Raw genomic sequence first — 11,780 nt, forward strand, 5'->3', positions numbered from 1 at the left:
ACAAGCGATCGCCCGCGGGCCCCGAGGGGAGTCGGGGCCCGCGGGCGATCAGTTCCGCGCTCGGTTCACGAGGAGCGGGTGACCGTCCCCGAGGCCGTGTCCAACGTCAGCCTGCCGCCCTGGAAGTCCTGCCGCGTCCCGCCGGCGACCGGGTAGGCGCCGGAGGTCGCGTAGCCGAGCGAGCCGGTGGGACCGCCCTCGGCCGCCCAGCGCGCAGCCAGGGGGCCGGAGACGACGTGGGTGCCTGCTGCCGGGTCCCAGGACAGGACGCCGTCCTGGAACGGCTGGGAGCAGCCCGCCGCCGTGCAGGTGAGGGGACCGACCGGGTAGCGGAGGATGCTGCGGCCCCCGCCCATGGCGTTCCACAGGCCTCCGATGGCACCGGAGACGGTGTGCGCCGCCTGGCCGGACACCCCCGCCAGCTGACCGCCCTGGAAGGCCTGGGTGCAGCCGCCGGCGACGCAGGTCGCCTCGCCGCGCGGGTAGCCGAGGTACCCGGCCTGCGCGCCCGTCGCAGCCCATGCCGTCGCGATGTCGCCGCTGACCGCCCACGGGCCGGTCGCGGCCGACCAGTAGACCGTGCCGTTCTCGAACGCCTGGCTGCAGCCAGCCGGCGTCAGCGCGCAGGTGATCTCCCCGACCGGGAAGCCGAGAGGGCCATCGCCCCCACCCTGCCGCAGCCAGTGGGCGCCGATCCCGCCGGACACACCGAAGGCTCCGTGGTCGTCGGTCCCGGCGAGCAGCCCGCCCTGGAAGTACTGGCTGCACCCGTCGTCCGTGCAGGAAGGCTCGGTGACGGGGTAGCCGTAGTAGCTCGCCTGGGCACCGGCAGCGGCCCAGGCGGTCGCGATGGGACCGCTCACCGAGTAGGCCCCGGTCGCCGCCGACCAGTAGATCGACCCGTCCTGGAAGACCTGGTTGCAGCCCGCCGGTGCGAGCGCGCAGCTCGTGTCGCTGAGGGGGTAGCCGAGGGAACCGGTCCCCGCTCCGAGGTGGCGCCACAGCATCCCGATCGCACCGGAGACCCTGCGGTTGCCGTGGGTGCTCGTCCACGCGAGCTGCCCCGCCTGGAAGTCCTGGCTGCAGCCGCCCGCGGTGCAGACGAGTTCGGTGATGGGGTACCCGAGAGGGCCGCGCTCGGCTCCCTCGGACAGCCAGATCCCGCCGATCGCGCCGGTCAGCGCGTGGACACCGCTCGCCGGGGACCAGTAGATCGCTCCGCCCTTGAAGCGCTGGGAGCACCCCCCACCCGCGAGACCGCAGATCATGTCGCCGTTCGCGACGTCCAGGGCGCTGGCCTGACCGCCCTGAGCCCTCCACAGGGCGCCGATGGCACCGCTCGTCGTGCGCGGGCCGGTGTCCGCCGCCCAGGTCATGGACCCGCCCTGGAAGTCCTGCCGGCACGACGTGCCCGAGCACGTCATCTCCGCCGTGGGGTAGCGGAGCGCGCTCCGCTCCGCCCCCTGCGCCCGGTAGCTGCCGTTGACCGCGCCGGTGAGGCTGATCGAGCCGGTGGACGGCGACCAGTAGATCGAGCCACGCTCGAACCACTGCCCGCAGCCGCTGTCCACCAGGGTGCAGTTCATGTCCGTGACGGGGTAACCCAGCGGTCCGCCCTCGCGGCCGAGGCCGGCCCAGTAGGCGCCGATGCCCGCCGAGGCCGGATGCGCCCCGGAGGCCGGGGACCAGAAGATCGAGCCGCCCTGGAAGACCTGAGCGCACCCGCCTGCCGCGAGGCCGCAGACCATGGGCGCAGCGGGATAACCGAGGAAGCCGCCCTGGGCGCCGGTCGACGCGTAGGAGCCGGCGATGGCCCCGCTCACCATCTGCGCCCCGGTGGACGGCGACCAGTACACCGATCCGCCCTGGAAGTGCTGGCCGCAGCCACCTTGGACGAGTCCGCAGTACTGGGGGCCGGTCGGGCCACCGAGCACGCCGGTCCCTCCACCGTTCAGCTCCCAGAGGCCACCGATCGCCCCGGGCACCGTGTAGCCGGTCGAGCCGAACCAGTCCGTGAACATGTTCCAGAAGTTGCGGTTGCCGTAGGACGAGCAGGAGTCGCCGGTCCCGTACCCCGCGTTCAGGGCTGCCTGGTTGGGTCGGTAGGGCGTGTAGTTGTAGAGCCCGGCCGTCGCCTGGTTCGCGATGTACACGCGGGACGATCCGCAACCGGCGTTGGGGTGCCAGCCGATGGTGTTCGTCATGCCGGCGCGGAAGCTGTAGTTGTTGGGGTAGGCCTGGTAGCGCTTGTACTGCCACGCCGAGCGGTAGAGCTGGTTCTGCAGGCCGGCGTAGGTCGGGTCGCACCCGCCGTTCGCGCTGTCCGGGCAGGCGTAGCCGGCGGCCCGCTCGTACTGGCGGGCCGTGGGCGACCCGGTGACGAGGGTCATCTCCTTCTGGAGCAGGACGATGAGGACCCGAGGGCTCACGCGGCAGGACTGCGCCACCTTGACGATGACCACGGCCGCGGATTCGCCGGCCGCCCCGCGGTAGCCGGCGCACAGGTTGTCGCCGGCCCGATCGGTGGTGTCCATCCGGTAGTTCTTGAGGCAGAGGCTGCCGGACGTGCAGTTCCCGCCCTTGGCGTTGAGGAACGCCTGGACGGACGCCGCGTCCATGGACGCGTAGTCGTAGAAGACGGCGTCCGAGATGATGTTGCCCGGGTCGAAGTACCGGAGGTCGGCCGCCTGGGCGGTCTGCGCCGGTGCACTGCCGACGGTGGGCGCGATGAGCCCCGCGGCGAGCAGCAGGACGACGGTGACCAGCCGGATCACGGTGCGGATCACGGGACCTCCACCTCGACGGGCTCGGAGGAGCCGCTGGACGTGGCGGACTCGTAGCTGACGACGGCGACCCACGTCCCGGACGAGACCTCGCTGCCGGGGATGCTCAGGCCGCCGCAGGACGTGGAGGTGACGTTCGGGGTGCCCGTCGTCGACGCCGTCACGGAGGTCTCGCCTCGGGTCAGGGTGAGCGTGCAGGTGCCGTCGCTCTCCACCGCTGTCGGCAGGTAGCTGCCGACCTCCACGGCGCCCGACTGGGCGTTCCACCCCGAGTAGGTCACGAACAGCCGCGCGTCGGTGGCGGGACCAGGGCTCACCGGGGTGTCGGTGGCCACGTCCGACGGCATCGGCAGCGACGGGTCGACGGGCTCTCCGTACTCACCAGGAGCAGCCGTCGCCGCTGCCGCGATCCGTTCCTCGTCGCTGGGGCCGTCGGAGAGACTGCATGCCGCCGCCGGAGCGGTCGCGATGAGGAGGGCGCCGAGGAGGCGCGCTCGCCGTGTGTCGTGCATGTGGATCCCTTGTTCGTCGCGCCGGGGCCGACGAGCGGGTGGCGTTCTGCACCGAACCCCGAGGCCACGGCGGCGGTTACTGGAAAGGGTCGCACGACCACGCTGTGTGCTGACGGATGTCAGGGACTGGTGTGTCGCGACGGTCACCTGTGGCAGCCGGGACCCCCTGTCGCAGGTGATGCGCGATCGTGATCGGGACGCCTGTGCTCCTCGGCCTCCTGGTCGCCGATCGCGGTGCAGTCGCGATCACTACTGTGTGGGCGTGCCCCCCGGCCCCGTCCTCCACCCCGTGACGGGGCTGCCCGTCGTCGCCATGGTCGGTGGGGGGCAGCTGGCCCGCATGACGCACCAGGCCGCGGTCGCGCTCGGGCAGTCGCTGCGCGTCCTCGCCGCCGACCCGGCCGAGTCGGCCGCTCTCGTCGCCCCCGACGTGCGGATCGGCGACCACCGGGACCTCGGCGACCTGCGCGCCGTCGTCGACGGCGCCACCGTGCTGACCTTCGACCACGAGCACGTGCCCACCGAGCACCTGCGGGCCCTGGAGGCCGAGGGGCACCGGGTCGCGCCCGGGCCGGCCGCCCTGGTGCACGCGCAGGACAAGCTCGTGCTGCGCCGGGCGCTGGCGGAGGCGGGGGAGCCCCAGCCGGCCTGGAGCGAGGCGCGCACGGTGCACGAGGTGACGGCGTTCGCCGAGGAGGTCGGCTGGCCTGTCGTGCTCAAGACCCCGCGGGGCGGCTACGACGGCAAGGGCGTCTTCGTCGTCCACGGCCCCGACGAGGTCGCCGACCTGCTCGAGCGGCACGGGACGCTGCTGGTCGAGGAGCGCGTCGCGATGGTCCGGGAGCTCTCCGCCCAGGTCGCGCGCTCGCCGTTCGGCCAGGTCGCCGTCTGGCCGGTCGTCGAGACCGTCCAGCGAGACGGCGTCTGCGCCGAGGTGCTCGCCCCGGCGCCCGGCCTGCCGGAGGCGCTGGCCACCGCCGCCCAGGAGCTCGCCGTGCGGATCGCCGACCGGCTCGGCGTGGTCGGCATGCTCGCCGTCGAGCTCTTCCAGACCGGCGACGGCATCGTGGTCAACGAGCTGGCCATGCGCCCGCACAACTCCGGCCACTGGACCATCGAGGGCGCCGCCACCAGCCAGTTCGAGCAGCACCTGCGCGCCGTCCTCGACTACCCCCTCGGGTCGACCGCCATGACCGCGCCGGTCGCCGTCATGGCCAACGTCCTCGGCGGCGCGGCCTCGGCCGAGGACTGGTCCGGCCCGCCGCTGGACGAGCGGGTGCACCACCTCATGGCCCACTGGCCGGACGTGAAGCTGCACTGGTACGGCAAGGGGCAGCGCCCCGGGCGCAAGCTCGGCCACGTCACCGCGCTCGGCAGCGACGTCGAGGAGGTCCGGGCCCGCGCGGTCGCCGCCGCCCGCTACCTGGCCGACGGCGTGGTCGACCCGGACTTCGCGTTCGAGGAGGAGCACGCGTGACCGACCCGAGCGGCGACCCGGTGGTCGGCATCGTCATGGGCAGCGACTCCGACTGGCCGGTCATGGAACCGGCGGCGCAGGCGCTGGCGGAGTTCGGCGTGCCCTACGAGGCGCACGTCGTCTCGGCCCACCGCACGCCCCACCGGATGCTCGACTACGCCGGGTCGGCGGCCGGCCGGGGCCTGCGCGTGATCATCGCCGGAGCCGGGGGAGCGGCCCACCTGCCCGGCATGGTCGCCGCGGCCACCCCGCTGCCGGTGATCGGCGTGCCGCGGTCGCTGAGCCGGCTCGACGGGATGGACAGCCTGCTGTCGATCGTGCAGATGCCCGCCGGGGTCCCCGTCGCCACGGTGAGCATCGACGGCGGCCGCAACGCCGGGCTGCTGGCCGTCCGGATCCTCGCCGCCTCCGACCCCGCGCTGCGGACGGCGGTGGAGCGCTTCCAGGCCGACCTGGCCGACTCGGTGCTCGCGCGCGACCTCACCCTCCAGGAGCGTCTCGCCTCGGACGGCTGACCGGTCGGGGCTTACGATCTACCCGTGGGTAACAACGCCGGGCTGTACGCCCTCACCGAGGAGCACGAGGCGATCCGGGAAGCAGTCCGGGACATCGCCGAGCGGGAGATCGCGCCGTACGCGGCGGACGTGGACGCGCAGTCCCGGTTCCCCGTCGAGGCGCAGAAGGCGCTGACCGCCGCGGGCTTCCACGCCACCCACATCCCCGAGCAGTACGGCGGCGAGGGCGCGGACGCCATCGCGACCTGCATCGTCATCGAGGAGGTCGCCCGGGTCGACGTCAGCGCGTCGCTGATCCCGGCGGTGAACAAGCTCGGCTCGATGCCGATCATCCTGTCGGCGTCCGAGGACGTGAAGCGGAAGGTCCTGCCCTCGATCGCCTCCGGCGAGGCGATGATCAGCTACGGGCTCTCCGAGCGCGAGGCCGGCTCCGACGCCGCCGCGATGAAGACCCGCGCCCGCCTCGAGGGCGACTCGTGGGTGCTCAACGGCACCAAGGCCTGGATCACCAACTCGGGCATCTCCGAGTGGTACACCGTCATGGCCGTCACCGACCCCGAGAAGGGCGCCAACGGCATCTCCGCGTTCGCCGTCCACCGGGACGACCCGGGCTTCGCCGTCGGCCCCAAGGAACGGAAGATGGGCATCAAGGGCTCGCCGACCTGCGAGCTCTACTTCACCGACTGCACCATCCCGGCCGACCGGATCATCGGGGCGCCGGGCACCGGCTTCAAGACGGCGCTGCGGACCCTCGACTTCACCCGGCCGACCATCGGCGCGCAGGCCGTGGGCGTCGCGCAGGGCGCGCTCGACGCCTCGGTCGCCTACGTCAAGGAGCGCAAGCAGTTCGGCACGAACATCGCCAGCTTCCAGGGCGTGCAGTTCATGCTCGCCGACATGGAGATGAAGATCGAGGCCGCCCGGCACCTGGTCTACGTCGCCGCGGCCGCCGGTGAGGCCGGCCGGCCCGACGTCACGCGGGTCTCGGCGTCGGCCAAGGCGTTCGCGTCCGACGTCGCCATGCAGGTGACCACCGACGCCGTCCAGCTCTTCGGCGGCGCCGGCTACACGCAGGACTTCCCGGTCGAGCGGATGATGCGCGACGCCAAGATCACCCAGATCTACGAGGGCACCAACCAGGTCCAGCGCATGGTGATCGCGCGCAGCCTGCTCAAGTAGGAGCCCGGGTCGCCCGGCTCAGTCCAGGGTTCCGCTGATCCGCTCGAGCAGGAAGGGCGCCAGCGTCCGGGCGAACTGCCCGGTGAGGTGGTCGCGGTCGTAGTAGACGATGGCGCCACCCACCACCGCGTAACAGCGCTGGTCGTCGCAGAAGTGGTCCGTGAGGTCCACGAACCGGATGCGCTCGTCGGACGCCACGAGCTGGGCCCCCGCGCTGATCGCGTCCGGCACGACCGCCTCCGACCGGGGCCGCGAGCACGCGAGCGGGTCGGTCGGGTTCAGCGCCAGGCAGTCGTTCATCCAGATCCCGCCCGTCGTCGGGATGTCCCTGAGGACGACCACGTCCGCGCCCTGGTCCGCCCAGCTGGTCCAGGCGTCCGCGAACCCCTCGGCACCCGTCGACACCGACCGGTCCGGGTCCTCGTGGAACGTCATCGCGCTCACGAAGCCGGACGTGAAGATGATGTCGGGCTCCAGCCGGGCCAGCTCGGCATCGACCGCGTCGGTCCAGTCCCGGCACTCCTCGGTCTCCTGGCGTGACCAGACGTCGTCCTCGAAGCCGAGGGTGCGCGCGTGGGTGGCCGTGCACGCGCCGCGGAAGATCTCGACGACCTCCCAGTCGAGCTGCTCGGCGAGCTCCTCCACCGCTGCCCGCCAGTGCTGGGCGTGCGAGTCCCCGACCAGCGCGACGGTCCGGGTCGGCTCGGTCGAGCTGAATCGGCAGACGCTCGCCGGCAGGGCGCCGGAGGCGGGTCGGCAGGCCGGCTCGGGGAACCAGGGCTCGTCGCCGGCGGGGATCGCCACGGACCGGGGTGCGCGGAACGGGTCCTGGCAGCGCTGGGAGGTGAGGGCCCCGAGGGCGGCCGCCCCGAAGCACGGGTCGGTCTGCACCGCCGCGATGCGGGCCAGCGCCTCGTTCTCCGCGGCCGCGACGCGGTGCCAGACGAGAGCGCCGGCGCCGCACACCAGGAGCATCGCCGCAACGGTGCCCAGAGCGGTCGCCGCCTTCGGGGCCAGGAGGCGCCACCGCCTGGCGGGGTCCTCCACCAGCTTCTTGGTCAACCAGGCCAGGCCGATGCACACCAGCAGGAGGACGACCTTGTCCTTCGCGCCGGGGTCCCGATCGAGGGCGAACGGCAGCAGCACGATGGCCGGCCAGTGCCACAGGTACAGCGCGTACGACACGTCGCCCACGAGCTGGACGTGCCGCTGCCGGACGACGATGCCGGCGGGGTCGCGCGGACCGGGTTCGCCGGCGGCGATGACCGCCACCGTGCCGAGCACGGGCAGGAGGGCGAGGAAGCCGGGAAAGGGCGAGGACGACGACAGCGCCACCGCGGACACGGCGATGGCCCCGGCGCCGAGCCAGCGCAGCAGGACCGGGCCGACGACCGACGGCGTCCGGTGGACGGTCGTCCGCTGGGCCCGCATCCGCATCCCCAGCGCCAGGGCGGCTCCGGCGCCCAGCTCCCAGATGCGCGTCGGCGTCGTGAAGTAGGCGGCGGCCTGGTCGGCGTAGGTGGCGTGCACCGACCACGCCAGCGACAGGCCCGAGACGGTGAGGACGCCGGTGAGCAGCAACCCGTCGCGGCTGATCCGGGTCACCCGGCGGGCGAGCGCCAGCAGCAGGAGGATCAGCGCCGGCCAGACGAGGTAGAACTGCTCCTCCACGGACAAGGACCAGTAGTGCTGCACGGGCGAGGCGGCGTTCTGCGAGGCCGAGTAGTCGACGGCCCGGGCCGCCAGCAGCCAGTTCTGGCCGTAGAGGGCGCTGGCGAGCAGCTCCCCGGCGGTCGCCGACCAGCGCTGCACGGGCAGGAAGGCCAGCGTGCCGGCGGCCGAGACCAGCAGCACGAGGACCGCGGCCGGCAGCAGCCGGCGGGCACGCCGGGCGTAGAAGTCCGCGAGCCGGATCCGGCCGTGGGTGACCACCTCGCGGTGCAGGTGCGAGGTGATGAGGAATCCGGAGATGACGAAGAAGACGTCGACCCCGACGAAGCCGCCGTGCAGCCGGTTGGGCCAGAAGTGGTAGCCGACGACCAGCAGGACGGCGAGCGCGCGCAGCGCCTGGACCTCGGGCAGGAAGGTCCGCTCCTGCGCGGCGGGCACGCGAGGGGCGATCGGCGGTGCGGGCAGCGTGAGCAACGGCGTCCTTCCGGGGGATCGGCGCCGCCGGCCTGGTCCACCGCGCGCGCCAGGCGACGACGATAGAGGCAGATCCGCCGGTCAGGGCACCGACCGGGGCCCGCGCGGCGGATGGGACGGATGAGTTCCGTCCGAGTGGCTCGGACGGTGCCGCTGGGGTGGGCGAGGACTGCCGGAAGCTCTCCCCGCCTGCCGCGTGGCCCTGATCCGGGCACCGTCCGACTGCTGCGAGAATCGACCTCGTGATCCGACATCTGCGTGAGCGCGCACGCGCGAAGTTCGCCCGTGCGCTCCAGGAGTACGTCGTCAACGAGGTGCGCGCCGACCTCGAGCGGACCACGTCCGCCCTCCGGGAGGAGCTCGGCGCGGCCCGCGCCGAGCTGCGCGGTCTCGAGAACTCCATGAAGGCGTGGGAGCGGCGGCAGCGGCGGGACCTGCTGACGGTCACCGACCAGCTCGCGGCCCGGACGTCGGCGCAGTTCCAGCTCGACCAGATGCCGCGCGCCACCCCGTACTTCGACAAGACCGACACGCTGGCCGCGGCCGTGAAGGTGGCTCCGCGCGAGGGCCTGTACCTGGAGTTCGGCGTCCACACCGGCAGCACGCTGCGCACGATCGCCGAGCTGGCCCCGGCCGGGTCGGTGTACGGGTTCGACAGCTTCGAGGGCCTCCCCGAGGACTGGCGCACCCAGTTCACCGCCGGTGCGTTCGCCGTCGAGGAGCTGCCCGACGTCCCGGGCGCCGAGCTCGTCGTCGGGTGGTTCGACCAGTCCCTGCCCGGGTTCCTGGAGGCGCACCCCGAGGAGGTGGCCTTCCTGCACCTGGACGCGGACCTCTACTCGTCGACGAAGACGGTCCTCGACGCCGTGGAGCCGCGGCTGCGGCCGGGCACCGTCCTGGTGTTCGACGAGTACTTCAACTTCCCGCACTGGGAGGAGCACGAGCACCGGGCGTGGACCGAGTTCGTCGCCCGCACCGGGATCCGGTTCGAGTACCTCGGCTTCACCGCCGACGACGAGCAGATCAGCCTGCGGCTCACCGAGGTGCCGGGAGCGCCCACCTCCTGAGCGACGGAGGGGCGGCGCGGGTCCCGCGCCGCCCCTCCGCGGTCAGCCCTTCCCGAACAGCCGGCCCCAGTGCTCGCGGCTGGTGACCTCGGGCAGCGCCGCGCGGTACTGCTCGCGCAGGGCGGGCGCGTTCTTCCGCAGGTCGTTGATCGCCTTCGCGCCGCGGCGCAGCAGCGTCTTCGCCGCCTCGGGGTCCCGGCGGCGGATCCGGACGCCCTCCTGGCTGGCGTCGGTGACCACGACGGTCTCGAAGCGGGCCACGTGGTACCAGTGCGCGTCGCCCGCGGCGACCGACACCGGCCGGCGGTCGGTGCGGCCCAGCGCCTGGGCGAGGATCCGCTTGGCCAGCACGGGGATCTTCAGGCTCGGCGGCCCGCCGGCGACCTCGATGCTCGCGTCCGCGGCCCGCAGGCCGGGCATCTCGGTGGCCTTGTGCAGCTTCGTCTCGCCGTAGTCGGCACGCTCCTTGCGGATCTCCGAGGCCGCGGCGGCACCGCCGTCGGCGAAGATCTCCGGGCCCCGCGAGAAGTCCTCCACCGCCTTGATCAGCGTGTACGCCAGGCCGTACTGCATCGAGAGCACGTACCGGCCCAGCTGCGCGAGCAGGCCCTTGGCGATCCCCCTGCCCTCGAACCCGCTGTGCAGGGCCGAGGTGACCAGGGCGTTGCGGATGTTGAAGTACCGGTGCCACTCGTCCCAGTCCTTCCACCCGAAGTCGGCGTGCCAGACGCCGGCCCCGGGGAGGGTGACCGTGGCGAAGCCGGCCGCGCGCGAGCGGAAGCCGTACTCGATGTCGTCCCACTGGAAGAACAGCGGCAGCGGGAAGCCGACCGCCGAGACGATCTCGGCCGGGATGAGGCAGGACCACCAGCCGTTGTAGCCGGCGTCGACCCGGATGTCCTGCTTCTCCTCGGTCAGGTCGTCCGCGCTGAGGGCGTTGGTCGCCGCGATCCCGGCGCCGAGGTTGGTGAGGTCCGCGGTCTCGGCGCCGACGTGCAGCTGGTTCGGGTGCAGCAGGTAGAGCATCTGCGCACCGACGATGGCCGGCTCCACCGTGCGGTTGGCGAACGCGTTCATCCGCGCGATCGTCTCCGGTTCGCACAGGATGTCGTCGTCCATGAAGATCACGTTCGCGTGCTCGGCGCCCGCGACGCTGGTCACCTCGAACAGGCCGCGGGTGAAACCGCCGGCGCCGCCGAGGTTCGGCTGGGTGATGTACACGAGCTTCTCGCCCAGGGCGGCCGAGACCTTGGCGAAACCGGGCCGGCTGTCCACCCGGTCGGTGCCCTGGTCGACGACGTAGACCGCGTCCGCCGACTGCAGGAACGCCGGGTCCTCCGCGATGGCGGTGAGGGTGTTCACGCAGTCGTCGGCCCGGTTGTACGTGCAGATGACCGCGGCGACCGGGCGCAGCTTCTCCGGCGGCTCCACCGTCCAGGCCATGTCCTCGACGCGCAGGCGCTCGGGGCCGGTCTCCCACTCCACCCAGAGCGCACCGCCGTCGAGGAACCGGTCGATCTTCACGGTGAGGCTCACCTTCCCGGAGTCGGTGACGTCCTGGACCGCCACGACCCGCGGCTCGCCCTCGATGTCGCTGGCCACGACCGACATCCGGCCCTGGCCGTGGACGGTGGCGACGACCTCGACCTCGGTCACCGCCGTCCACCGCTGCCAGTAGCTGGCGGGGAAGCGGCCGAAGTAGGTGTTGGAGCTGGCGTGGGCGTGCGGCTCCAGGCGCAGCGACGCGCGGTCGCGGTAGCCGATGCCGCGGTCGACCTCGACGTAGAGGTCGGCCGAGACGAGGGAGGACGGCCCGCTGAACAGCCCCCGCTGTGCCACGAGGCGCTCCGGCGCGGCGTGCTCGACCAGCGATCCGCGGACGGCGTCCGGGGTGGTCGTGGCGCCCGCGGTGCTCTGGTCTGGCATGTGGTCAGTCCTCCAGCGGTGGGATCGGCGGGAGCCGCCGGCTCAGCGATTCGGCGACCTGCGGCAGCCGGGACCCCCCGTGCCCCAGCGGTGCCGCCGACGCGAGGCGCAGTGGGCGGGGGTCGGTCGTCATACGTCTCGGGCGAACGGTACCAAGCGGGCCTGCCGTACCCCGC

At 72.9% G+C, this 11,780-nt stretch carries 8 protein-coding genes; 4 read left to right on the forward strand and 4 right to left on the reverse strand.

Going from position 1 to position 11,780, the window contains the following annotated elements; all coding sequences use genetic code 11:
* Positions 1-65 precede the first annotated feature (65 nt).
* Together ACI78T_RS15525 and ACI78T_RS15530 are read right to left on the reverse strand one after the other, a co-directional pair.
* Positions 66-2,786: an LGFP repeat-containing protein gene (locus ACI78T_RS15525; RefSeq protein WP_456559013.1), complete on the reverse strand. Its 2,721-nt coding sequence runs from the start codon at positions 2,784-2,786 to the stop codon at positions 66-68.
* Positions 2,783-3,295 carry a hypothetical protein gene (locus ACI78T_RS15530; protein WP_456559014.1) on the reverse strand — a complete coding sequence of 171 codons (513 nt, stop codon included), beginning with the start codon at positions 3,293-3,295 and terminating at the stop codon, positions 2,783-2,785. The genes ACI78T_RS15525 and ACI78T_RS15530 overlap by 4 nt, the downstream gene beginning before the upstream one ends.
* A 262-nt stretch (positions 3,296-3,557) precedes the next feature.
* On the opposite strand from ACI78T_RS15530, the gene ACI78T_RS15535 reads away from it, so the two are divergent.
* The 3 genes from ACI78T_RS15535 to ACI78T_RS15545 are packed head-to-tail and all read left to right on the forward strand — an operon-like array spanning position 3,558 to position 6,466.
* Positions 3,558-4,772, forward strand: a complete 1,215-nt coding sequence (locus ACI78T_RS15535; protein ID WP_456559015.1) for a 5-(carboxyamino)imidazole ribonucleotide synthase — start codon at positions 3,558-3,560, stop codon at positions 4,770-4,772.
* Positions 4,769-5,287 carry a 5-(carboxyamino)imidazole ribonucleotide mutase gene (gene purE, locus ACI78T_RS15540; protein WP_456559016.1) on the forward strand — a complete coding sequence of 173 codons (519 nt, stop codon included), beginning with the start codon at positions 4,769-4,771 and terminating at the stop codon, positions 5,285-5,287. Before ACI78T_RS15535 ends, purE begins: the two co-directional genes overlap by 4 nt.
* A gap of 24 nt (positions 5,288-5,311) precedes the next feature.
* Positions 5,312-6,466: an acyl-CoA dehydrogenase family protein gene (locus ACI78T_RS15545; protein ID WP_456559017.1), complete on the forward strand. Its 1,155-nt coding sequence runs from the start codon at positions 5,312-5,314 to the stop codon at positions 6,464-6,466.
* An 18-nt stretch (positions 6,467-6,484) separates the two neighbouring features.
* On the opposite strand, the gene ACI78T_RS15550 is transcribed toward ACI78T_RS15545, so the two are convergent.
* Positions 6,485-8,611 (reverse strand): acyltransferase family protein, encoded by a 2,127-nt coding sequence (locus ACI78T_RS15550; protein ID WP_456559018.1) that lies wholly within the window; start codon positions 8,609-8,611, stop codon positions 6,485-6,487.
* Between the two features lie 242 nt (positions 8,612-8,853).
* Here ACI78T_RS15550 and ACI78T_RS15555 point away from each other — a divergent pair, with 242 nt between their 5' ends.
* Positions 8,854-9,678, forward strand: a complete 825-nt coding sequence (locus ACI78T_RS15555; protein WP_456559019.1) for a class I SAM-dependent methyltransferase — start codon at positions 8,854-8,856, stop codon at positions 9,676-9,678.
* 42 nt (positions 9,679-9,720) lie between these two features.
* Here ACI78T_RS15555 and ACI78T_RS15560 read toward each other — a convergent pair whose 3' ends face one another.
* Complete coding sequence (locus ACI78T_RS15560; RefSeq protein WP_456559020.1) at positions 9,721-11,604, reverse strand: glycosyltransferase; 1,884 nt, start codon at positions 11,602-11,604, stop codon at positions 9,721-9,723.
* Between the last annotated feature and the right edge of the window lie 176 nt (positions 11,605-11,780).

It is taken from the genome of Blastococcus sp. SYSU D00922, assembly GCF_054050495.1.

What these genes read in the sequence shown, in the direction of transcription:
- ACI78T_RS15530 (WP_456559014.1), bottom strand. Translation starts at nt 3,295, where the DNA reads ATGCACGACACACGGCGAGCGCGCCTCCTCGGCGCCCTCCTCATCGCG.
- ACI78T_RS15560 (WP_456559020.1), bottom strand. Translation starts at nt 11,604, where the DNA reads ATGCCAGACCAGAGCACCGCGGGCGCCACGACCACCCCGGACGCCGTC.